Source organism: Streptomyces aculeolatus (assembly GCF_020400605.1).
Lineage (GTDB): Bacteria > Actinomycetota > Actinomycetes > Streptomycetales > Streptomycetaceae > Streptomyces > Streptomyces aculeolatus.
Genome location: NZ_JAINRD010000032.1, coordinates 51,644 through 74,223, shown reverse-complemented (window position 1 = coordinate 74,223; position 22,580 = coordinate 51,644). Strand labels below are relative to the sequence as shown.

The window sequence follows — 22,580 nt, the reverse complement described above, 5'->3', positions numbered from 1 at the left end:
GGGGCCCCCGGGGGGGGGCCCCCCCCCGGGCCCCCCCCCCCCCCCGCGCGGGGGGGGGGGGGGGGGGGGGGGCCCCCCCCCCCCCCCCCGCCGCGGGCGTACCCGGATCCGGGGCCGGCCCCCGGGAGCGCCGTCAGCGTCCCGGGAGGCCGGCGGCCGGCCGCGGTGCGGTCAGAAGTCCCACTCGGCGTCGTCGAGTTCGGCCCGCTTCTCGCTGTCCGCGCCCGCGAACGCGGCACCCGCCATGCCCGCGGCGAGGGTGGAGCCGTCCGCGGGGTCGATCAGCAGGAACGAGCCGGTGCGCCGGCAGTCGCCGTAGGCGTCCATCGGCAGCGGCTCCGAGGTGCGGAGCACGACGCGGCCGATGTCGTTGACCTCCAGGGACCCCGGGGCGGGGTGGTGGGAGAGGTCGTCGAGCGTGAGCCGGTCGGGGATCTGCTTGACGATCGCCTTGACGGTGCGGGTGGTGTGCTTCAGCAGCACCCGGGCGCCGGGGGTGAGCGCGGTGTCGTGCAGGTGGCAGACGGTGGCCTGGATGTCCTGCGTGGCGTCGGGGGCCTGGTCGCTCGGGGCGATCATGTCGCCGCGGGAGATGTCGATGTCGTCCGCGAGCCGGATGGTGACCGACTGCGGCGCCCAGGCGGCGTCGACGCTCTCGCCGAGCACGTCGATGGCCGCGATGCTGGAGGTGCGGCCCGAGGGGAGCACGGTGACGGGCTGGCCGACGTGGAAGATGCCGGAGGCGATCTTCCCGGCGTAGCCGCGGTAGTCGCGGTGCTCCGGGGTCTGCGGGCGGATCACGTACTGCACGGGGAAGCGGGTCACGCGGCCGCGCGGGTCGTGGTCGATCTGGACGGTCTCCAGGTGCTCCAGCACCGTGGGGCCCGCGTACCAGTCCATGACGGCGGACGGGGTGACGACGTTGTCGCCCTCCAGCGCCGAGATGGGGATGGTGGTCACGGCGGGCACGCCGAGGGCCTTGGCGTACTTGGTGAACTCGGCGGCGATCGCGGCGAAGACGTCCTCCGCGTAGCCGACGAGGTCCATCTTGTTCACGGCCAGGACCACGTGCGGCACACGCAGCAGCGCGGCGACCGCGGCGTGCCGGCGGGTCTGCTCGACGACGCCGTGCCGGGCGTCCACGAGGATGACCGCCAGCTCGGCGGTGGAGGCGCCGGTGACCATGTTGCGGGTGTACTGCACGTGGCCGGGGGTGTCGGCGAGGATGAAGCGGCGCCGGGTGGTGGCGAAGTAGCGGTACGCCACGTCGATGGTGATGCCCTGCTCGCGCTCGGCGCGCAGGCCGTCGGTGAGCAGCGCCAGGTCGGGGGCGTCCTGCCCGCGGCTGGCGGAGGCGCGCTCGACGGCCTCCAGCTGGTCGGCGAGGACCGACTTGGAGTCGTGCAGCAGCCGGCCGACGAGCGTCGACTTGCCGTCGTCGACGCTGCCCGCGGTGGCGAAGCGCAGCAGGGAGACCTCGGTGAGCGCGGCCGGCTCCGTGGCGGGGGCGGGTGGGTTCACAGTCATGATCAGAAGTAGCCTTCGCGCTTGCGGTCTTCCATGGCGGCCTCGGACATCTTGTCGTCGGCCCGGGTGGCGCCGCGCTCGGTGAGGCGGGTGGCGGCGATCTCGGCGATGACCTTCTCGATGGTGTCGGCGTCGGAGTCCACGGCGCCGGTGCAGGACATGTCGCCGACGGTGCGGTAGCGCACGGTGCGGGTCTCGACGCGCTCGCCCTGCTTGGCGCCGCCCCACTCGCCGGGGGCGAGCCACATGCCGCTGCGCAGGAAGACCTCGCGGCGGTGCGCGTAGTAGATGTCCGGGAGCACGATCTTCTCGCGGGCGATGTACTGCCAGACGTCCAGCTCGGTGAAGTTGGACAGCGGGAAGACGCGGACGTGCTCGCCGACGGCGTGCTTGCCGTTGTAGAGCTGCCACAGCTCGGGGCGCTGGCGGCGCGGGTCCCAGCCGCCGAACTCGTCGCGCAGGGAGAAGATGCGCTCCTTGGCGCGGGCCTTCTCCTCGTCGCGCCGGCCGCCGCCGAAGACCGCGTCGTAGCGGCCCTCCTCGATGGCGCGCAGCAGCGGGACGGTCTGCAGCGGGTTGCGGGTGCCGTCGGCGCGCTCCTTGAGCTCGCCGCGGTCGATGAAGTCCTGGACGGAGGCGACGTGCAGCCGCAGGTTGTGCTGCGCGGCGACGCGGTCGCGGTACTCCAGCACCTCGGGGAAGTTGTGCCCCGTGTCGACGTGCAGCAGCGCGAACGGCGGCGGCGCCGGCGCGAACGCCTTCAGCGCCAGGTGGAGCATCACGATGGAGTCCTTGCCGCCGGAGAAGAGAATCACCGGACGCTCGAACTCCCCCGCGACCTCGCGGAAGATGTGCACCGCCTCGGACTCCAGCACGTCCAGGTGCGGCAACTGGAAGTCCTGGGCGGCGGCCTGCTCGACCTGGCTCATGCGAGACCTCGTTCCACCAGCGCGGCGTGAAGCATCGCCGCGGATTCTTCGACACTCTGCTCGTGCGTGGGGATGCGCAGATCGGGGTCCGCGGGCGGCTCGTACGGGTCGTCCACGCCGGTGAGACCGGAGATCTCGCCGGCCGCCTGCTTGGCGTAGAGGCCCTTCACGTCGCGCTCGGCGCAGACGTCGACGGGCGTGGCCACGTGCACCTCCACATACGTCGTACCCTCCGTCTGGTGGCGCTTGCGCACCGCCTCGCGGCTGTCCGCGTACGGGGCGATCACCGGTACGAGGACCTTCACGCCGTGCGACGCGAGCAGCTCCGCGACGAAGCCGATGCGCTGCACGTTGGTGTCGCGGTCCCCGCGGGTGAAACCGAGGCCCGCGGTGAGGAATTCCCGGATCTCGTCGCCGTCCAGCACCTCCACCCGGTGGCCGGCGGCCCTCAGCCGCTCGCCGAAGGCGCGCGCCAGCGTCGTCTTTCCCGCGCTGGGCAGGCCGGTGAGCCAGATCGTGGCGCCGCGCGCGTGTACGCCGTCGGCGCCGGGTGCGTTGTCAGGCACTCCCACTCCCGTGAATCTCCTCGAACAATGCCTCCCACTGCGGATGGACCGCCTCGGGAGTGTAGGAGCGCGACGTCTGCAGTGCCGCCGCTCCCATGTCGGCCCGCAGGCCCTCGTCGTCCATCAGCTGCCCCATGGCCTCGGCCAGCCCGTCCACGTCCTTGCGGGGCACCAGCAGGCCGTCCTTCCCGTGGGTGAGCACGTCGGCGGGGCCCGTCGGACAGTCGAAGCTGACCACGGGGAGTCCGTGGGTCATGGATTCGATCATCACCATGGGCAGCCCCTCGAACCGCGAGCTGAGCACATAAAAGGATGCTCTCGCAAGTTCATCGTCCAGTTTGTGCGTGTGCCCCATCAGAAAGACGTGGTTGTACAGGTGGTTCTCGTTGATCAGCCGGCGCAGCTCGGCCTTCTTCTCGCCGGTCCCGAAGATCCGCAGCTGCCAGTCGGGGAACTTCTCCACGAGCTGCGCCCACGCCGGGATCAGCATGTCGAAGCCCTTCTGCGGGAAGAGCCTGCCGGCGGCCACGGCGACGTGGTCGGCGTAGGTGGTGAGCTTCTTGTCGCCGGTGTGCACGGCGTTGGGGATGCGGACGACCCGGGTGTCGGGCAGCAGCTCCTGGTAGTCCTCGCGGTCGCCGTGGGTGAGGACCGCGACGGCGTCGAAGCGGGGGTACTCGCGCTGGATGGCGGCGCGGATGTCCGAGGGATGCGTACCCAGGTTCATGTGCTCCTGGGCGATCTTGCGGCAGGAGCGGGGGGTGAACCGGGCGGTGAGGAAGTTCAGCCCGGGGCGGGTCGGGACGATCACGGCGTCGCGCTGCCGCTCCAGCCAGGCGATGACAGTGTCCTCGACGTGGCGGTTGTAGCGCTCGTACGCGAACTCCCCCGGCGGGATGTGCCGGGGCGGCTGCCCCTCCCGCTCGACGCGCTTCTCGGCCGCCCTGGGGCCGGCCGCGGCCAGCTCGGCCTCGCGGGCGCCGGGCCGCTGGTCGACCAGGGTGGTGACGGTGACGTCGGGGTGGAGGGGGAAGTGGGGCTCGTCGCGGGTGCGCTGCATGCTGGCGATCTCGACGTCGTGGCCCGCGGCGGCCATGGAACCGGCCTGGTTGAACACGGTGCGGATGGTGCCGCCCGTGCCGTAGGCGTGCATGAGCAGGTAGCGGATCTTCATGAGGCCGGCAGTACCTCGACGGAGAGGTTGTCCTTGATGGTGTAGTACGGCTTGACCTCGACGTCCGCGCCGTCGATCCGCGCGGGCTGGCCGGGGAAGACCATGATGTTCTTCTTGCCCGTGATCCCGTCCAGGTGGCGGCCGGCGCGCAGCCGGACCTCCGTGTCGGCCTTGCCGGCGGTCAGGTGGATGTCCCACTGGGCCGGGGTGGTAAGCCCCGCGGGCGCCAGGTCGGCGACGGGCACCGTGACGTCGAAGCCGCCGTCGGCCAGCTCCGCCGGGTAGCGCAGCTGCTGGTCCTCGTGGTCGCGCCGGACGAGGAGCATCTCCCAGGGGCCGGCGTCCCCGCCGTCGACGCCGTGCAGGCTGCCGGTGAGGCGTACGGCGCCGTCGCGGGGCCAGACCTCGGCGATCTCGGCGTGCGGCTCGCGGGCGGCGGCCGCGCCGTCACCGGCCCGGCCTTCGAGGTAGCCCCAGGCGGTGCTGATCTCGCGCAGCGGCTCGGGGATCTCCTCCGCGGTGGGCAGCGCGCGGCCGGCCTGCACCTGGCCGCTGCGGATCTTGTCCTTCCAGTCGCCGAGACCCTTCTTGTAGCTGGTCTGGGTCTGGGAGCCGTAGTCGAGCATGCCGGGCTCGAAGTCGATCTCCAGGTAGGAGCAGATGCCCTTCATGGCGGACTCGGGGTCGTCGGTCAGCTCCTCGTAGCGCACGACGTGCCCGGGCAGGGCCTGGCGGGCGCGCTCCGTGGCGCGCATGTAGCGCAGCGCGTCGAGGGCGGCCTCCTCCTCGGTGCGCTTCTCCGGGTCGGCCTCGTACCAGGAGCGGGCGATGGAGGCGGGGTGGCGGAGCAGGAAGATGAACCGGGCGTCGGGCCAGCAGGCGGCGATGCGCTTGTACGCGAAGGTGTTGCTGGGCGTCTTCTCCACCAGGAAGTCCTTGCCGGAGCGCACCAGCTCGCGGTGGAGCACCCGGTCCCAGATCAGGTGCTCCAGGTCGCCGCGCTCCAGGCCCAGCTCGGCCATGGCGCGCTCGGCGAGCTTGGTGCTGGCGTTGACCTCCAGCCGGCGGAAGTGCAGCTCGTGGGCGGAGTGCAGCCGCGAGTGCGCGTTGAGGAGCAGGCGCAGCAGGGTGGAGCCGGAGCGTACCGGCGACATGATGAACACGGGCCGCCTGAGCAGCCGGTCGACTTCGGGGTCCTCCGGGGGACGGTACGCGACCTGCACGGCCGGCTTCGGCTCCACGGGCTCCTTGGCCGGGGCGGGTTTCTGGGCAGGCGCTTGCGGCAGCCCGGCCTTGCGGATCTCGAAACCCGTGGTTGCGCCGAGCTTGTGATTGAGCTTCCGGAGGAGGTTCATGCGCCCCGAGGCTAGAAGGCGTTTGTGAGACGGGCAACGTACCCGACCGGCATGTTCCCTAAACGTGCAGGTCATGGCTAGTTTGATTGAGGGGGAGTGGCGCTGGTCACAGCGACCTCCGGGGACCCGCGCAGACCTGCGGGATCCGTCCCGGGCACTGCCTCGCACCGCCCGGACGGGTGAATTCCGCACGGGACGTATGCGCCGCCGGGGGTGAAGGGGTGCTGAGAACCATGAGAGCGGCATGAGAGGGGGCGGCCCCGGAGGCGGCCGTTCTGAGCGTATCGGGTGAGCGATTCTCATGGGCTTCTCATCCCCGGGCCCGTGGGGATGTCCCGCGGCGGGACACGCGGGCGGGCGGCGGGAGTTGGCTCGGGGCGGGGCGCGGTCGATCGTGGTGCCCGTGCCGGACGGACCGGCACGGAAGGGGATATTTCGCAATGAACACCACCATGAAGCGCGCCGCGGTCACCGCGGTCGCGGCACTGTCGGTCCTGCTGGGCAGCGCGGGGGCCGCGAGCGCCGCCGGGTCGCACGCCGCGCCGTACCGGCCCTGTGCGCAGACCAAGCACGTCACGCACGGCCCGGGCGGTTCGGCGGGCGAGGCCGGCAAGCGGGTGCACGTGAAGGACATGCACCGGGGCCACTGCAAGAAGAAGAGCAAGCGGACGGACGTCCGCGGTGACCGCGCGCCGGTGAAGAAGGTCGTCGTCAAGGACGGGTGGAGGGCACCGCGCCGCTGAGGCGGCCCGGCGGCGGTCGCCGCCGTATGCCGGTCCGCCGCGGGTCAGGCGTCGCGCAGCAGGCAGGTGAGCCGTGCGGTGCACACCCGGCGGCCCTCCTCGTCGCTGACGACTACCTCGTACGTCGCGGTGGACCGGCCGCGGTGCAGGGGCGTGGCCACGCCGGTGACCAGGCCCGAGCGCAGGCCCCGGTGGTGGGTGCAGTTGAGGTCGACGCCGACCGCCACCTTCGCCGGGCCGCCGTGCAGCATCGCGCCGACGGAGCCCAGGGTCTCGGCGAGCACCGCGGAGGCGCCGCCGTGCAGCAGCCCGTACGGCTGGGTGTTGCCCTCCACCGGAAGCGTGCCCACGACCCGGTCGGGCGCCGCCTCCAGCACCTTCAGGCCCATGCGCTGCCCGAGGGCGCCGGCGGAGAACAGCTTCTCCAGATCGACGCCGACGCCGGCGAACTCGTCGAGGATCTCCTGGGGAAACTTCGTGGTGTGCTCGCCCATGCGTGCCCGGCTCCGTCCTCTACACCGTCGTGTCGGGCTCCACCGTAGACGCGGCCGGCTCCAGCCTGACCACCAGGGACTTGCTCGTGGGGGTGTTGCTGGTGTCCGCGGTGGAGTCCAGCGGCACCAGCACGTTGGTCTCGGGGTAGTACGCGGCCGCGCAGCCCCGGGCCGTCGGGTAGTGCACGACGCGGAAGCCGTCCGCGCGCCGCTCCACGCCGTCGCGCCACTCGCCGACGATGTCCGCGTACGCCCCGTCGGCGAGGCCGAGCTCTGCGGCGTCGTCGGGGTGGACGAGGACGACGCGCCGGCCGCCGCGCACGCCGCGGTAGCGGTCGTCCAGGCCGTAGATCGTGGTGTTGTACTGGTCGTGGCTGCGCAGCGTCTGCAGCAGCAGCCGCCCCTCGGGCACCTCGGGGTACGTCACCGGGCTCGCGGTGAAGTTGGCCTTGCCGGTGCTCGTGGGGAAGCGGCGCTCGTCGCGCGGGGCGTGCGGGAGGGTGAAGCCGCCGGGGCGGCGGACGCGGGCGTCGAAGTCCTCGAAGCCGGGCACCACGCGCGCGATGCGGTCGCGGATGCGGCCGTAGTCGCCGCTGAACTCCTCCCAGGGCGTGGCGCTGTCCGGGCCGAGGACCGCGCGGGCCAGCCGGCAGACGATCGCGACCTCCGACAGCAGCGCGTCGCTCGCGGGCGCGAGCCGGCCGCGGGAGGCGTGCACGACGCCCATGGAGTCCTCGACGGTCACGAACTGCTCGTGGCCGCGGCCGTCCGGGCCGGGCTGCCGGTCGCGCTCCGTGCGGCCCAGGGTGGGCAGGATGAGCGCGCGGGCACCGGTGACGACGTGGCTGCGGTTGAGCTTGGTCGACACGTGCACCGTCAGCCGGGCGCGGCGCATCGCGGCCTCGGTGACCCCGGTGTCGGGCGAGGCGGAGACGAAGTTGCCGCCGACGGCGAAGAAGACCTTGGCGTCGCCGTCGCGCAGCGCGCGGATGGCGCGTACGACGTCGTAGCCGTGGTGGCGGGGCGGCTCGAAGCCGAACTCCTGCTTCAGGGCGTCCAGGAAGGCGGGTGCGGGCCGCTCGAAGATGCCCATGGTGCGGTCGCCCTGGACGTTGCTGTGGCCGCGCACGGGGCAGACGCCCGCGCCGGGGCGGCCGACGTGGCCGCCGAGGAGCAGGAAGTTGACGATCTCCTTGATGGTGGGCACGGCGTGCTTGTGCTGGGTGAGGCCCATCGCCCAGCAGACGACGATCCTGTCGGCGGCGAGCACCAGTTCCGCGGCGCGGTCGATGTCGGCGGCGGCCAGCCCGGTGGCGCGTTCCGCGTCGGCGTCGGCGTAGCCGCGGGCGGCGGCCGCGTACTCCTCGTAGCCGTGGGTGTGCTCCGCGACGAACTCCTCGTCGACGGCCTGCGCGCCGGAGTCGTGCGCGGCGAGGATCCGCCGGGCCAGGGCGCGGAAGAGCGCCTGGTCGCCGCCGACGCGGACCTGGAGGAACAGGTCGGTCAGCGGGGTGCCGCCGCGCGCGAGGCCGCGTACCGTCTGGGGGTTCTTGAACCGGACCATGGCGGGCTCGGGCAGCGGGTTGACGGTGATGATGCGGGCGCCGTTGTTCTTCGCGTGCTCCAGCGCGCTGAGCATGCGCGGGTGGTTGGTGCCCGGGTTCTGCCCGGCGACGATGATCAGGTCGGCCTGGTGGAGGTCGTCGAGGAGGACGCTGCCCTTGCCGACGCCGAGGGTCTCGGTGAGGGCGGAGCCGGACGACTCGTGGCACAGGTTGGAGCAGTCCGGCAGGTTGTTGGTGCCGAACTCGCGGGCGAAGAGCTGGTAGAGGAACGCGGCCTCGTTGCCGGTGCGCCCCGAGGTGTAGAAGACCGCCTCGTCGGGCGAGTCGAGGGCGGTCAGCTCCTCGGCGACGATCGCGAACGCCCGCTCCCAGGAGACCTGCTCGTACGTCTCGGCGCCCTCCGCCAGGTACACGGGGTGGGTGAGCCGGCCCTGCTGGCCCAGCCAGTAGCCGCTGCGTCCGGCGAGGTCGGCCACGGGGTGCTCGGCGAAGAACTCGGGGGTGACGCGGCGCAGCGTAGCCTCCTCGGCGACCGCCTTGGCGCCGTTCTCGCAGAACTCGAAGGTGTGCGGCCGGTCCGGGTCGGGCCAGGCGCAGCCCGGGCAGTCGAAGCCGTCGCGCTGGTTGACGCGCAGCAGGGTGCGGGCCGTGCGCCGGACACCCATCTGCTCCTGTCCGGTGCGCAGCGCGTGCGCGATGGCGGCGGCGCCGACAGCGGACTGCTGCGGAGGGGTGACCTCCGGGGCGTCCTGTACGGGGTCGCCGACGGGCGGTTTGCCGGCCATGGCGGTCACCCTTTCTGGGGTTGGGCCTACGGCTTCGATCCTGCCATGCCGCACCGTCGCGGACTCCGTTGTCGGTGCGGCATGGCAGGATCGGAGCCGTGGCTGAGAACGCATCGAAAACCCGTGACCCCAGCAGCCCCCGCCTGATGCTGCTGGACGGACATTCCCTGGCATACAGGGCGTTCTTCGCGCTACCCGCGGAGAACTTCTCCACCGTCAGCGGGCAGGTCACCAATGCGATCTACGGCTTCACATCGATGCTGTCGAACACGTTGCGTGACGAGGCGCCGACGCATCTGGCCGTCGCCTTCGACGTCTCGCGCAAGACGTGGCGCTCCGCGGAGTTCGCGGAGTACAAGGCGAACCGCACCTCGACGCCCGACGACTTCAAGGGCCAGGTCGAGCTGATCGGCGAGCTGCTGGACGCGATGAACGTGCCGCGCTTCGCCGTCGAGGGCTTCGAGGCGGACGACGTGATCGCCACGCTGGCCACGCAGGCGGAGGCCGCCGGGTTCGAGGTGCTGATCGTCACCGGCGACCGGGACTCCTTCCAGCTCGTCTCCGACCACGTGACGGTGCTGTATCCCACCAAGGGCGTCTCCGAGCTGACCCGCTTCACGCCGGCGAAGGTCGAGGAGCGGTACGGCCTGACGCCCGCGCAGTACCCGGACTTCGCCGCCCTGCGCGGCGACCCCTCCGACAACCTGCCGGGCATTCCGGGCGTCGGCGAGAAGACCGCGGCCAAGTGGATCAAGCAGTTCGGGTCGTTCGCGGAGCTGGCCGAGCGGGCCGAGGAGGTCAAGGGCAAGGCCGGGCAGAACCTGCGCGACCACCTCGACGCCGTCAAGCTCAACCGCCGGCTCACCGAGCTGGACCGCGCCGTCGAGCTGCCCGCCGGCCCGGAGGGCCTGGAGCGCAGGCCGTACGACCGGACGTCGCTCCAGGTCATCATGGACGCCCTGGAGTTCCGCAACCCCAACTTCCGCGAGCGGCTGTTCAACGCCGACCCGGGCGCCGCCGAGGTCGAGGCCGAGCCCGAGCCGGGGGTGCAGGTCGACGGCCGGGTGCTGGCGACGGGCGAGCTGGCGCCGTGGCTCGCCGAGCACGGCTCCGGGCCGCTCGGCGTGGCCACCGTCGGCACCTGGCAGCTCGGCGTGGGCAGCGTCTCCGAAGTGGCGCTGGCCACCGCGGAGGGCCCGGCCGCGTGGTTCGACCCGGCCCGGCTGGACGCCGCGGACGAGCAGGCGTTCGCGGGCTGGCTCGCGGACGCCGCCGCCCCCAAGACGGTGCACGACGCGAAGAGCGCCATGCGCGTCTTCGCCGAGCACGGCTGGCGCGTCGAGGGCGTGACGGTGGACACGGCCCTGGCCGCCTATCTGGTCACCCCCGGGCGGCGGACGTTCGCGCTCGACGCGCTGTCGATCGCCTATCTGGGCCGCGAGTTGGAGCCCCCGGCGGCCGACGGGCAGCTGGAGCTGGGCCTCGACGGCGAGGAGGGCGACCAGGAGGCGGCCGAGCGGGACGCGCTGATGCGTACGGCCCGTACGGTCCTGGACCTCGGCGAGGCGCTGTCGGAGAAGCTGGCGCAGGTCGGCGCGGCGGAGCTGCTGCGCGACATGGAGCTGCCGGTCTCGGCGGTGCTGGCGGGGATGGAGCGGGCCGGTGTCGCCGTCGACCGGGCCCATCTGGAGGCCATGGAGGAGCAGTTCGCCGGCGCGGTGCAGCAGGCCGTCCGGGAGGCGCACGACGCGGTGGGGCACGAGTTCAACCTCGGCTCGCCCAAGCAGTTGCAGGAGGTCTTCTTCGGCGAGCTGGACCTGCCGAAGACGAAGAAGACCAAGACGGGCTATACGACGGACGCCGACGCGCTGGCCTGGCTCGCCACCAAGACCGACCACGAGCTGCCGGTCATCATGCTGCGCCACCGCGAGCAGGCCCGGCTGCGCTCCACGGTCGAGGGGCTGATCAAGACCATCGCGGCGGACGGCCGGATCCACACCACGTTCAGCCAGACGGTCGCCGCCACCGGCCGGCTGTCCTCCACGGATCCGAACCTGCAGAACGTGCCCATCCGTACGGACGAGGGCCGCGCGATCCGCCGCGGCTTCGTCGTCGGCGAGGGGTACGAGTCGCTGCTGACCGCCGACTACAGCCAGATCGAGCTGCGCGTGATGGCTCATCTGTCGGAGGACGATGGCCTGATCGAGGCGTTCGCCTCCGGCGAGGACCTGCACGACACCGTCGCCTCGCAGGTGTTCGCGGTGCCGCGCACCGAGGTCGACGCCGAGATGCGGCGGAAGATCAAGGCGATGTCGTACGGGCTGGCCTACGGGCTGTCCGCGTTCGGGCTCTCGCAGCAGCTGGGCATCGAGACCGCCGAGGCCAACAAGCTGATGGAGAACTACTTCGAGCGCTTCGGCGGCGTACGGGACTACCTGCGCCGCGTCGTCGAGGAGGCCCGGGCGACGGGCTACACGGAGACGATGTTCGGCCGCCGCCGGTATCTGCCCGACCTCAACAGCGACAACCGCCAGCGGCGCGAGATGGCCGAGCGGATGGCGCTCAACGCGCCGATCCAGGGCACCGCGGCGGACATCGTGAAGCTCGCGATGCTGCGGGTGGACCGGGCGCTGACGGCGGCGTCGCTGACGACGCGGCTGCTGCTCCAGGTGCACGACGAAGTCGTGCTGGAGGTCGCCCCGGGCGAGCGCGAGCAGGTGGAGGAGCTGGTGCGGCGCGAGATGGCCGGCGCGGTCACCCTGCGGGCGCCGCTGGACGTCTCGGTGGGTGTGGGTGCGGACTGGGAGTCGGCCGCGCACTGACGCCTCCCGGCCGGCGCGGGCGGGCACCGCTCACGCGCCGGGAGGGCCGACGCGTCGCGACCGGCGCGTGCGGCAGCAGCGCGTGCCGCTGCCGCCTGTGGCAGGCAGGCGGCGGCAGTGCGCGGTGATACGCGAGCGCGCGGGGCGCCGCGCCGTTCCCCCACCGGCCACCCGCCGGGACGCCCCCGGTCCGGCCCGACGGGGGCGTCAGCTCGCCGGGTCGTCCTCGCCGATGTGGTGGACGCGGACGAGGTTCGTCGAGCCGGGGATGCCGGGCGGGCTGCCGGCGGTGATCACGACCACGTCGCCCCTGCGGCAGCGGCCGATCTTCAGCAACTGCTCGTCGACCTGCGCGACCATCTCGTCGGTCGTCTGCACCATGGGGCCGAGGAAGGTCTCCACGCCCCACGTCAGGTTGAGCTGGCTGCGCGTCGCCGGGTCCGGGGTGAACGCCAGCACCGGGATCGGCGAGCGGTAGCGCGAGAGCCGCCGCACGGTGTCGCCGGACTGCGTGAACGCCACCAGGTAGCGCGCCCCGAGGAAGTCGCCGATCTCCGCGGCCGCGCGCGCCACCGCGCCGCCCTGCGTGCGCGGCTTGTTGCGCTCGGTCAGCGGCGGCAGGCCCTTGGCGAGCATCTCCTCCTCCGCCGCCGTGACGATCCGGCCCATCGTCCGCACCGTCTGGATCGGGTACTTGCCGACGCTCGTCTCGCCGGACAGCATCACCGCGTCCGTGCCGTCCATCACCGCGTTGGCGACGTCGGACGCCTCGGCGCGGGTCGGCCGGGACGCCTCGATCATCGAGTCGAGCATCTGCGTGGCGACGATGACCGGCTTGGCGTTCCGCTTGGCGAGCTTGACCGCCCGCTTCTGCACCATCGGCACCTGCTCCAGCGGCATTTCCACGCCGAGGTCGCCGCGGGCCACCATGAGCCCGTCGAAGGCGTCGACGATGCCCTCCAGGTTCTCGACCGCCTGCGGCTTCTCCACCTTGGCGATCACCGGGACCCGCCGGCCCTCCTCGTCCATGATCCGGTGCACGTCGCGGACGTCCTGCCCGGAGCGGACGAAGGACAGCGCGATGATGTCCGCGCCCGCGCGCAGCGCCCAGCGCAGGTCGTCGCGGTCCTTCGCGGAGAGCGCGGGGACGGAGACGGCGACGCCCGGCAGGTTGAGGCCCTTGTGGTCGGAGACCATGCCGCCCTCGATGACCATGGTGCGGACCCGGGGCCCGTCCACGGCGGTCACCTCCAGCGTGACGCGGCCGTCGTCGACGAGGATCCGCTCGCCGCGCCCGACGTCGGCGGCCAGCCCGTCGTACGTCGTGCCGCAGCACTGGCGGTCACCTTCGACCGGGTCGACGCTGATGGTGAATTCATCGCCCCGTTCGAGAAATACAGGACCTTCGCGGAAGGTGCCCAGCCGGATCTTCGGGCCCTGAAGGTCGGCGAGCACGCCGACGCTGCGCCCCGTTTCGTCCGCGGCCTTGCGCACCCGTGCGTAACGCTCCTCGTGCTCAGCGTAAGTGCCATGGCTGAGATTGAACCTGGCGACGTCCATTCCGGCCTCGACCAAGCCCTTGATCTGGTCGTATGTGTCGGTCGCTGGACCCAGGGTGCAGACAATCTTCGCTCGGCGCATACATTCGACTCTATGACTTACCCACAAGTAGGGAACCGGTTATCGGCCATTCCCCAACGACATTTGAGCGAAGGTCTATTGAGATCGAGCTGACAACTAATAAAACGTGCGCGCCGCTGCTCTGATGAGCGCAATCAGAGTTGCGGACGGGTCATGATGAACCTCGCGTTCACTCGTGCGTAGACAGTCTGCCGCTGAGGTTCGAGGTCGAGCGCGGGGGCCTCCCCGCCGGCCACCGCGGCGCCGCCGAAGCCGCGGGTCGCCTCCGCCGCCATCCACATCTCGGGGCGCTCCGCGCCCTCGTCGGCGATCTCCAGCACCGCCGTCAGCTCCGCGCCCAGCGCCTCGGCGTACTCGCGGGCGCGCGTCACCGCCTCCCGGACCGCCTGCCGCCGCGCCTCGCGGTGCACCGGCGAGTCCGGGCGCAGGCCCCACCACGGCCCGTCGACGCTCGTCAGCTCCAGGTCGGCGGCGCGGGTGGTCAGCTCGCCGAGCGCGGTGAAGTCGCGGAAGGTCGCGGCCAGCCGGACCCGGCCGTGGTAGCGGCGCACGCGCTCGCCGCGGCCGTGCCGGCCGAGTTCGGGGGTCACGAGCAGCGCGCCCGTCTCCAGCTTCTCGACCGCGTCGCCGTACGACCTGATCAGGTCGCGCGCCTCCGCGTTGCGGCGGGTCAGGTCCTCCAGCGCGGTGCGCCGGTCGGTGCCGCGGACGGAGACGGTGACGGCGATCCTGGCGATCTCCGGGTCGACTTCGAGGCGGGCCTCGCCGCGGACGGCGAGACGCGGCTCGTCCGGGGTGCCGTAGGGGGCCGGGGCGGGAGCGGGGGGCGGGTTCGTCATGCCTTCACTGTGCCAGGGTCCGGCGCGCGCGGGATGCCGTGCGCCGGTTCGTCGGGCGGTTCGGGCCGGGACTGCCGGAGCCCGAAGGTGGTGAAGGCGGTACGGCGCGGCAGCGGGTACGGCTCCGCGCCGGTGACGTCGTCGAGGATGACGGCGCTGCGGTAGGCGGCCAGGCCCAGGTCCGGGGCGCCGACGCCGTGCGTGTGCCGCTCGGCGTTCTGGACGTAGATCCGGCCGGTGACCTCCGGGTCGAGGACGAGCCGGTGCTGCTCGTCGACCTGCGGCCGGCCCGCGGCGTCGCGGCGCAGCAGCGGCTCCAGCGGGGCGAGCAGGCCCTCCAGCGGGCGCTCCCGGTAGCCGGTGGCGAGCACCACGGCGTCGGTGCGCAGCGTCTCGCGGGCGCCCTGCGCGGCGTGCTCCAGGTGCAGTTCGATGCGGTCGGAGCCGAGGCGGCCCGCGGTGCGTACGGTGACGCCGGGGGTGAGGACGGCGTCGGGCCAGCCGCCGCCGAGGGTGCGGCGGTACAGCTCCTCGTGCACGGCCGCGAGGGTCCCGGCGTCGATGCCCTTGTACAACTGCCACTGCCGGGGCAGTAGTTCGTCGCGTACGGCCTCGGACAGCCCGTGGAAGTAGCGCGCGTAGTCGGGCGTGAACTGCTCCAGGCCGAGCTTGCTGTACTCCATCGGCGCGAACGCCGGGGTACGGGCCAGCCAGTGCAGCCCCTCCGCACCCGCGGGCCGGGCCCGCAGCAGGTCGAGGAAGACCTCCGCCCCGGACTGCCCGGCACCGACGACGGTGACGTGCCCGGCGGCGACGAGGCGGGCGCGGTGGGTCAGGTAGTCGGCGGAGTGCACCACGTCGGCCGCGGGCGAGGCGGCCAGCGGGCGCAGCGCCTCCGGCACGTACGGCTCGGTACCCACGCCGACGACGAGGTTCCGGGCGTGGGCGCGGCCCAGCGCGGCGGCCTCGCCGGCGGCGTCGAGCTGGGCGAAGTCGGCCTCGAACAGGCCGCGTGCGGCGTTCCAGCGGACGTCCTCGACCTGGTGGCCGAAGTGCAGGCCGGGCAGCTGCCCGCTGACCCAGCGGCAGTACGCGTCGTACTCGGCGCGGTGGGCATGGAAGCGCTCGGCGAAGTAGAAGGGGTACAGCCGCTCGCGCACGCGCAGGTAGTTGAGGAAGCTGAAGGGGCTGGTGGGGTCGGCGAGCGTGACGAGGTCGGCGAGGAAGGGCACTTGGAGGGTGGTGCCCTCGATGAGGAGCCCGGGGTGCCAGCGGAACTCGGTGCGGCGCTCGTAGAACGCGGTGGTCAGGCCGCGTACGCGGGCGGCGAGGGCGGCGAGCGACAGGTTGAACGGGCCGATGCCGATCCCGGCGAGATCGAGGGGGCGCCGGCGGCCGGTGTGCTCAGCGGGCATCGGGGGCGGTTCCGTTCTCGCGGTCCTGCCGGGGCCCGGGGGCCGGTGCCCGGTGGGCCTCGGTGACGAGCTTGAGCAGGTTGCGCAGGTCGCCGGGCTGGACATGGGGGTTGAGCAGGGTCGCCTTCAGCCAGCGCCGCCCGCCCGCCTCGGCGCGCCCGAGCACCGCGTGCCCGTCGGCGAGCAGCCGCCGCCGCAGCGCCGCGACGGCGGCGTCGTCGGCGTCGGCGGGCCGGAAGAGGACCGTGGTCAGCGTCGGCGGCGCGTACAGCTCCAGCTCCGGGTCGTCCGCGACGAACTCCGCGAGCCGCGCCGCCGCCGCGAACGTGCCCTCCACCAGCTCCGCGACCCCGCTGCGGCCGAGCGCGCGCAGCGTGACCGCGACCTTGAGCACGTCGGCGCGGCGCGTGGTGCGCAGCGAGCGGTGCAGCAGGGCGGGCAGCCCGGCGTCGGTGTCGTCGTCGGCGCTGAGGTAGTCGGCGGTGTACGCGAGCGGCGCCAGGTCGGCGTCGTCGCGTACGGCCAGGAAGCCGGCGGCGATCGGCTGCCAGCCCAGCTTGTGCAGGTCGAGCGCGACGGTGTCGGCCCGGTCGAGCCCGGCGACGAGGTGCGCCCGGCCGGGGGCGAGCAGCAGCAGCCCGCCGTACGCGGCGTCCACGTGCAGCCGGGCGCCGTGCGCGGCGGCGGCGTCGGCGAGCGCGGGCAGCGGGTCGACGGCGCCGGTGTCGGTGGTGCCGGCGGTGGCGACGACCAGCGCCGGCCCCGGGGCGCCGCCGGGGCCGCGGACCTCCGCGAGCACGGCCCGTACGGCGGCGGGGTCCAGGACGCCGCGGGGCGTCGGCACGGTGTGCGGGGCGCGCATGCCCAGCAGCCACGCGGCGCGGTGGACGCTGTGGTGGGCGTTGGCGCCGGCGACCACCTGGACGCCGGGGCCGAGGAGTTCGCGGGCGAGCAGCAGCGCGAGCTGGTTGGCCTCCGTGCCGCCGGTGGTGGCCAGCGCGTCGGGGCGGGCGGCGCCGGGGTGGACCTCGGCGGCGACGGCGGCGGCCACCTCGGCCTCCAGTTCGGAGGCGGCCGGGGCCTGGTCCCAGGAGTCCAGCGACGGGTTGAGGGCGCCGGCCGCGAGGTCCGCGGCCGCGGCGACGGCGAGCGGCGGCGCGTGCAGATGGGCGGCGCAGTGCGGGTCCGCCGGATCGGCGGCACCCTCGGCGAGGAGGCGGACGAGGCCGGCGAGGGCGGCCTGGGCGCCGACGCCGGTGTCGGGGAGCACGGGGCGGACGGCCTCGCGGACCCGCCCGGCGACGGCCGCCGGGCCGCCGGCGGGCAGCGGCCCCCGGCGGCGGGCGGCACCGTCGCCGAGGGCGGCGAGAACGGTGTCGAGGTACGGGCGGAGGGCGCGGGGGCCGGCGGGGCCGCCCGCGAGGGCGGCTTCGGCGGCAGCGGGCATGCAGGCTCCTGGGGGCGCCGGTCCCGGAGGACCGGTGGTGAGGTGAGGCGGCCCTAAGCTACTTCCGCCATTTCTCCGAAACGTGCCGATCTGCCCGGGAGTTCGCCCGTACGTGGGAACGCGGGGATACGCGGAGGGGTGGGTTCCACGATCTGCTACGGGACCGGGCGCGACGCGGTTCCGGTGGCCGGCCGCGCCCGGTCGCGGTCCGCTACTCGCCGCCCCCGGAGCCGGCGGCGCCCGCGGAGTCCCCCGAGCCGTCGGAGTCGCCTGAGCCGTCCGGGCCGCCGGCGCCGTCAGCGCCCGCGGTCTTCGCCGAGCCCGCCGCCTCGCGTACGCGCAGCGCCCGGCCCAGGTCGTCCAGTTCGTCCGCCAGCCTCCGCCGCAGCGCCGGCACCAGGTCGTCCCGCTCCAGGCACTCCTCGCCGAGCCGCAGCGTCTCCGCGTCCACGAACCCCCGCGGGAACCCCCAGCGCCCCGCCGCCTGCGCGATGGCGGGGCCGCGGCGCTCGGCGAGCGCCGGCGTCTCGGCGAACCAGCGCGGCACGTACGGCGCCAGCACCTCGCGGTGCTCCGGCTGCCAGAAGCCGAGGGCGGTCGCCGTGAACAGGTAGTTGGAGGGCTCCGCACCGCCGGCCGCGCCCCCGTCCGCGTACATCGCCTCCCAGGCCGCCGCCTTCGCGTCGGCCCCCGGCAGCGCGGCCAGGCACCGCGCCGCGCCCTCCTGCGCGGAGGCGCCGGGGTCGCGGGCGACCTCCGCCTCGATCCGCCCGGGGGTCACGGCGCCGAGGACGGCGAGCCGGGCGAGGCAGCGCCAGCGCAGGTCGGGGTCGAGCGCGGGGCCGCCGGGGACGGTGCCGGCGGCGAGCCAGTCGCGTACCTCGTCGGGCTCGTCGGCGCAGTCGATGACGGCGCGTACGGCGGCGAGCCGGAGCCCCGGGTCGGTGTTCTCGTCGGTGCGGCGCAGCAGTTCGCGGCAGATCGCGTCGACGGTGGCGCGGGCCGCCGGGCGGTCCGCGTCGGGCACGTAGGCGCCCGCGACCGGCCCGCGGGCGAAGGACAGCACGGCCTGGACGACCGCGAGGTCGTCCTCGGCCGGCAGGTGGGCGGCGGCGGCCCGGAGGTAGTCGGCGGGCGGGAGTTCGGCGTCGCGGACCATGTCGCGGGCGGCGTTCCACAGCACGGCGCGGCTGAGCGGGTCGGGGATGCCGGACAGGCACCGGAGGGCGGTCTGCCAGGAGCGCTCGTCGAGCCGGATCTTGGCGTACGTGAGGTCGCCGTCGTTGACGAGGACGAGGTCGGGCGCCCGGCCCTCCGCGGACGCGGACTTCAGCCCGAGGTCCGGCGCGAACTCCTGCGCCACCGTCTCGCGCAGCAGCATCCGGCCGGGCTCGTCGGGCACCTCGTCGTAGAGGCCGACGTCCAGCCGGTGCGGGCGGCGACCGGCGTGCTCGACCTCCAGCACCCACACGTCGTCCTCGCCCTCCCAGGTCTCGGGGCGGAAGGTGTCGACGCCGGTGGTGCGCAGCCAGGCGTCGGCCCACTCGGGCACGTCGCGGCCGGAGGCGCGGTCCATGGCCCCGATGAAGTCGGCGAGGGAGGCGTTGCCGAAGCGGTGCCGGGAGAAGTAGTCGTCGAGCCCGGCGAAGAAGTCCTTCTCGCCCATCCAGGCGACGAGTTGGCGCAGCACACTCGCGCCCTTCGCGTACGAGATGCCGTCGAAGTTCTGCAGCGCGGAGGCGCTGTCGGCGACGCGGGGCGGGGCGACGGGGTGCGTGGAGGGCCGCTGGTCGGCGTCGTAGCCCCAGTTCTTGCGGGCGACGGCGAAGTCGGTCCAGGTGCCGGCGAAGCGGGTGGCCTCGGCGAGGATCTGGTAGCCCATGTACTCGGCGAAGGACTCGTTCAGCCAGATGTCGTCCCACCAGCGCAGCGTGACCAGGTCGCCGAACCACATGTGCGCCATCTCGTGCGCGACGACCATGGCGCGGGTCTGGCGCTCGGTGTCGGTGACGGCGGAGCGGTAGACGAACTCGTCGCGCATGGTGACCAGCCCGGGGTTCTCCATGGCGTTGGGGTTGAACTCCGGGACGAACGCCTGGTCGTAGGAGTCGAAGGGGTACGGCTCGGCGAACCGCTCGTGGTAGCGGTCGAAGCAGCGCCGGGTGATGTCGAACAGCTCCTCCGCGTCGGCGTCGAGGTGGGCGGCGAGGGAGCGGCGGCAGTGCAGCCCGAAGGGCAGCCCGGCGTGCTCGGTGTGGACGGAGTGCCAGGGCCCGGCGGCGACGGCGACGAGGTAGGTGGCCAGCGGCGGGGTGGTGGTCAGCCGCCAGCGGACGCCGGCTCGGGGATCGGCGCCGGGGCCGGCGTCCGCTTCCTGGTGGGCGATGCCGTTGCCCAGCACGGTCCAGCCGGCGGGCGCGGTGACGGAGACGTCGAAGACGGCCTTGAGGTCGGGCTGGTCGAACGCGGCGAAGGCGCGCTGCACCTCGTCCAGGAAGAGGTGGCTGTAGACGTACGTCTCGCCGTCGGCGGGGTCCGTGAAGCGGTGCATGCCCTCGCCGGTGCGCGAGTAGTCCATGACCGCCTCGACGTGCAGTTCGTGCTCGCCCTCGGCGAGTTGCAGCACGAGGCGGTTGTCGTCGAGCGCGCCGGTGTCCAGCTCCCGGCCGTCGAGCGTGGCGCGTACCAGCTCGGCGGGCCTGATCTCGACGAACGTCTCCGCCGCCGCGCGGGCGGCGAAGGTGATGACGGTGCTGGAGCCGAAGACCTCCTCACCGCGCGTCAGGTCGAGGTCGACGGCGTAGTGGCGGACGTCCAGCAGGTCGGCGCGGAGCTGCGCCTCGGCGCGGGTGAGTGCGGGCATGGGCCATATGCTGCCTCACGACCTGCGGGTACGACGACACCCCGGCGGGCTCGGGCCCCGGACCGGGGGCCGGCGGGCGGGCGGCGGAGCTACCCTGCTCGGCGTGCCGGACAGAACCCTGGAGGCGCTGGGCCTCGCGACCGTGCCCCTGCTGCAGCCGCTGACGTACCCGGGCCCGCCGGGCCCCGGCCCCGCGCTCCTCGCCGGCGACCGGCTGCTGCCGCTGCGGCCGGAGCCGGGCGGTGTGGGGCGGTGGCGGGTCGCCGAGGGGCATACGGGCACGGGGCTGGACGAGGCGCTGGCGGCGCTGGGGCAGGCGCCGGCCGCGGCGCGGGTGCCGGTGCTGGCGCTGGGGTCCAACGCGGCGCCGGGGCAGGTGCGCCACAAGCTGACGCGGCTGGGGCTCCCCGCCGTGGTGCCGTTCTCGCCGGCCGCCGCCGGCGGCCTCGGCGTCGGCGTCTCGGGGCACATCAGCGGCCCGGGGTACGTCGCGGCGGCCCCGTACGCCGACGGGGGCGCCGGGTCGCGGCTGTGGGTCACGTGGCTGGACGAGGCGCAACTGCGCGCCGTGGACGGCACGGAGATGCCGCACTACGGGCGGGCGCTGCTGCCGGCCGTGGAGTTCCCGGTGCGGCTGCCGACCGGTGAGCGGCTGCCGGGCGCGTACGTCTACTACAACGCCCGCGGCGTCCTGGCGGGCGCGGACGGCCGCCCGCTCCCCCACACCCGGGACCAACCCGCCCTCCTCGCCCGCCTCCTCGCCGCGTCGGCCCGGCTGCGGGACCTCCTGGGGCCGGCGCCGCGCGACTGGGTCGCCCGCGCGGGGGCCGACGCGGCGGCGCGGGAGGCGGGGACGCGGATCTTCCGCGAGGAGGGCTGGCTGCTGCCGGAGCGGGCCTTCGCCGCGTACGACGCGGGGGCGGGCGGATGACAGGGCCCGCGGTCACCCGGCCGCGGGGGGCTCCGGGGCGGTGGAGTTGGCGATCGTCTCGTGGTGGCGGATGACCTCGGCGATGATGAAGTTGAGAAGTTTCTCCGCAAACGCCGGATCCAGCTTGGCGCTCTCCGCCAGCTCGCGGAGCCGGATGATCTGGCGGGCCTCGCGGGCGGGATCGGCCGGGGGCAGGTGGTGCGTGGCCTTCAGCCGGCCTACCTGCTGGGTGCATTTGAAGCGTTCGGCGAGCATGTGCACGACGGCCGCGTCGATGTTGTCGATGCTGTCGCGGAGCCGGGCGAGCTCGGCCCGTACATCGGAGTCGGAGAGGCCGTCCATGGCCGACGGGGACGTGGAGTGGTCGGTCATCGGGCCACCGTAACAGGGGCGGGGCCTTTGTCAGTGCCGGCTGTTACCTTCCTGGGCATGGCAAACGTGCAGGCGGGGGCGGATCGGCGGGCGATGGCCGCGGCGGCGGTGACGGTGGTGCTGTGGGCGTCGGCGTTCGTCTCGATCCGGGACGCGGGCGAGCACTTCAGCCCCGGCGCACTGGCGCTCGGACGGCTGCTGGCGGGCTCCATCGCGCTGGCACTGATCCTCGCCGTGCGCCGCGAGGGGCCGCCGCCGCGGGCGGCGTGGCCGGGCATCGCCGTCTCCGGAGCGCTCTGGTTCGGGGTGTACATGGTGGCGCTCAACTGGGGCGAGCAGTTGGTCGACGCGGGCACGGCCGCCATGGTCGTCAACGTCGGGCCGATGCTCATAGCGGTGCTGAGCGGCTGGCTGCTGAAGGAGGGCTTCCCGCCGGCGCTGCTGGCCGGCCTGGCCGTGTCCTTCGCGGGCGCCGTGGTGGTGGGCATATCGATGTCGGACGGGGGCGGCTCCTCGCTCGGCGGGGTGCTGCTGTGCCTGCTGGCCGCGGCGACGTACGCGAGCGGGGTCGTCAGCCAGAAGCCGGCCCTGGCACACGCCTCGCCGTTGCAGGTCACGGCGTACGGCTGCATGACGGGGGCGGTGCTGTGCCTGCCGTTCGCGGGGCAGTTGGCGGGGCAGGTCGGGGACGCGCCGCTGTCGGCGACGGCCAACGTGGTGTACCTCGGCATCTTCCCGACGGCGCTGGCGTTCACGACGTGGGCGTACGCGCTGGCGCGGACCACGGCGGGGAAGATGGGCGCCACGACGTACGCGGTGCCGGCGCTGGTGGTGCTGATGTCCTGGGCGGCGCTCGGCGAGGTGCCGGAGGCGGCCACGCTGCTGGGGGGCGTGCTGTGCCTGGCGGGCGTGGCGGTGTCGCGGCGGCGGGGCACGGGGCGGCGCCCGCGCGTCGTCGCCTCGGGCGGCGCGGCGGAGGCCGGTGCGGTGCCGGAGGCCGGTGCGGTGCCGGAGCTGCCCGAAGCCGGGGAGTCGGTGCGGGAGGAGAAGCCCTGCTGAGTACGCGGGCGGGACACTCGGGCGCTCCGGGCTCGGGAGCAGTGGCCCCGGTG

17 protein-coding genes are annotated in these 22,580 nt (G+C 73.8%); 4 read left to right on the top strand and 13 right to left on the bottom strand.

The genetic code is table 11. The features are described from left to right. Window positions 1-171: 171 nt before the first annotated feature. From LG396_RS35505 to LG396_RS35485, 5 genes are read right to left on the bottom strand one after another with little or no spacing between them, the layout of a single operon-like run. Entirely contained in the window at window positions 172-1,527 is a 1,356-nt protein-coding gene (locus LG396_RS35505) for a sulfate adenylyltransferase subunit 1 (protein WP_018835622.1), read from the bottom strand. A gap of 2 nt (window positions 1,528-1,529) precedes the next feature. Beyond that, the gene (gene cysD / locus LG396_RS35500; protein WP_018835621.1) at window positions 1,530-2,456 is read right to left on the bottom strand and encodes a sulfate adenylyltransferase subunit CysD; all 927 of its coding nucleotides are present in this window, start codon (window positions 2,454-2,456) and stop codon (window positions 1,530-1,532) included. Next, window positions 2,453-3,022 (bottom strand): adenylyl-sulfate kinase, encoded by a 570-nt coding sequence (cysC, locus tag LG396_RS35495; RefSeq protein WP_018835620.1) that lies wholly within the window; start codon window positions 3,020-3,022, stop codon window positions 2,453-2,455. The genes cysD and cysC overlap by 4 nt, the downstream gene beginning before the upstream one ends. Beyond that, window positions 3,015-4,196, bottom strand: a complete 1,182-nt coding sequence (locus tag LG396_RS35490; protein ID WP_018835619.1) for a glycosyltransferase family 4 protein — start codon at window positions 4,194-4,196, stop codon at window positions 3,015-3,017. The genes cysC and LG396_RS35490 overlap by 8 nt, the downstream gene beginning before the upstream one ends. After that, window positions 4,193-5,551, bottom strand: coding sequence for a sulfotransferase family protein (locus LG396_RS35485; RefSeq protein WP_225797864.1), 1,359 nt, complete (start codon window positions 5,549-5,551; stop codon window positions 4,193-4,195). Before LG396_RS35485 ends, LG396_RS35490 begins: the two co-directional genes overlap by 4 nt. A 440-nt stretch (window positions 5,552-5,991) precedes the next feature. On the opposite strand from LG396_RS35485, the gene LG396_RS35480 reads away from it, so the two are divergent. Next, window positions 5,992-6,294, top strand: a complete 303-nt coding sequence (locus LG396_RS35480) for a hypothetical protein (RefSeq protein ID WP_225797863.1) — start codon at window positions 5,992-5,994, stop codon at window positions 6,292-6,294. A gap of 44 nt (window positions 6,295-6,338) precedes the next feature. On the opposite strand, the gene LG396_RS35475 is transcribed toward LG396_RS35480, so the two are convergent. Further along, entirely contained in the window at window positions 6,339-6,788 is a 450-nt protein-coding gene (locus LG396_RS35475; protein ID WP_037750735.1) for a PaaI family thioesterase, read from the bottom strand. Between the two features lie 19 nt (window positions 6,789-6,807). Next, window positions 6,808-9,138, bottom strand: a complete 2,331-nt coding sequence (locus tag LG396_RS35470) for an FdhF/YdeP family oxidoreductase (RefSeq protein WP_225797862.1) — start codon at window positions 9,136-9,138, stop codon at window positions 6,808-6,810. Between the two features lie 146 nt (window positions 9,139-9,284). Between LG396_RS35470 and polA the strand changes: the two genes are divergently transcribed. After that, the gene (gene polA, locus LG396_RS35465) at window positions 9,285-11,960 is read left to right on the top strand and encodes a DNA polymerase I (protein ID WP_225797869.1); all 2,676 of its coding nucleotides are present in this window, start codon (window positions 9,285-9,287) and stop codon (window positions 11,958-11,960) included. 207 nt (window positions 11,961-12,167) lie between these two features. Here polA and pyk read toward each other — a convergent pair whose 3' ends face one another. The 5 genes from pyk to pepN form a co-directional block, all read right to left on the bottom strand. Further along, on the bottom strand, window positions 12,168-13,601 hold the full coding sequence (pyk, locus tag LG396_RS35460) for a pyruvate kinase (protein WP_026276161.1): 1,434 nt from the start codon (window positions 13,599-13,601) through the stop codon (window positions 12,168-12,170). Window positions 13,602-13,735: 134 nt separating this feature from the next. After that, window positions 13,736-14,440, bottom strand: a complete 705-nt coding sequence (locus tag LG396_RS35455) for an SIMPL domain-containing protein (protein ID WP_037750740.1) — start codon at window positions 14,438-14,440, stop codon at window positions 13,736-13,738. Further along, on the bottom strand, window positions 14,437-15,855 hold the full coding sequence (locus LG396_RS35450; RefSeq protein WP_225797861.1) for a lysine N(6)-hydroxylase/L-ornithine N(5)-oxygenase family protein: 1,419 nt from the start codon (window positions 15,853-15,855) through the stop codon (window positions 14,437-14,439). The genes LG396_RS35455 and LG396_RS35450 overlap by 4 nt, the downstream gene beginning before the upstream one ends. Further along, window positions 15,845-17,302: a pyridoxal phosphate-dependent decarboxylase family protein gene (locus LG396_RS35445; protein WP_225797860.1), complete on the bottom strand. Its 1,458-nt coding sequence runs from the start codon at window positions 17,300-17,302 to the stop codon at window positions 15,845-15,847. Before LG396_RS35445 ends, LG396_RS35450 begins: the two co-directional genes overlap by 11 nt. A gap of 211 nt (window positions 17,303-17,513) precedes the next feature. Continuing rightward, the gene (pepN, locus tag LG396_RS35440) at window positions 17,514-20,165 is read right to left on the bottom strand and encodes an aminopeptidase N (RefSeq protein ID WP_225797859.1); all 2,652 of its coding nucleotides are present in this window, start codon (window positions 20,163-20,165) and stop codon (window positions 17,514-17,516) included. Window positions 20,166-20,268: 103 nt separating this feature from the next. On the opposite strand from pepN, the gene LG396_RS35435 reads away from it, so the two are divergent. Then, window positions 20,269-21,096, top strand: a complete 828-nt coding sequence (locus LG396_RS35435; protein WP_225797858.1) for a hypothetical protein — start codon at window positions 20,269-20,271, stop codon at window positions 21,094-21,096. A 12-nt stretch (window positions 21,097-21,108) separates the two neighbouring features. Here LG396_RS35435 and LG396_RS35430 read toward each other — a convergent pair whose 3' ends face one another. Continuing rightward, a complete protein-coding gene (locus tag LG396_RS35430) occupies window positions 21,109-21,468 on the bottom strand; it encodes a chorismate mutase (RefSeq protein ID WP_018835607.1) in 360 nt (119 codons plus the stop codon). Window positions 21,469-21,561: 93 nt separating this feature from the next. Between LG396_RS35430 and LG396_RS35425 the strand changes: the two genes are divergently transcribed. Continuing rightward, window positions 21,562-22,527 carry a DMT family transporter gene (locus tag LG396_RS35425; protein WP_225797868.1) on the top strand — a complete coding sequence of 322 codons (966 nt, stop codon included), beginning with the start codon at window positions 21,562-21,564 and terminating at the stop codon, window positions 22,525-22,527. Window positions 22,528-22,580: the final 53 nt, after the last annotated feature.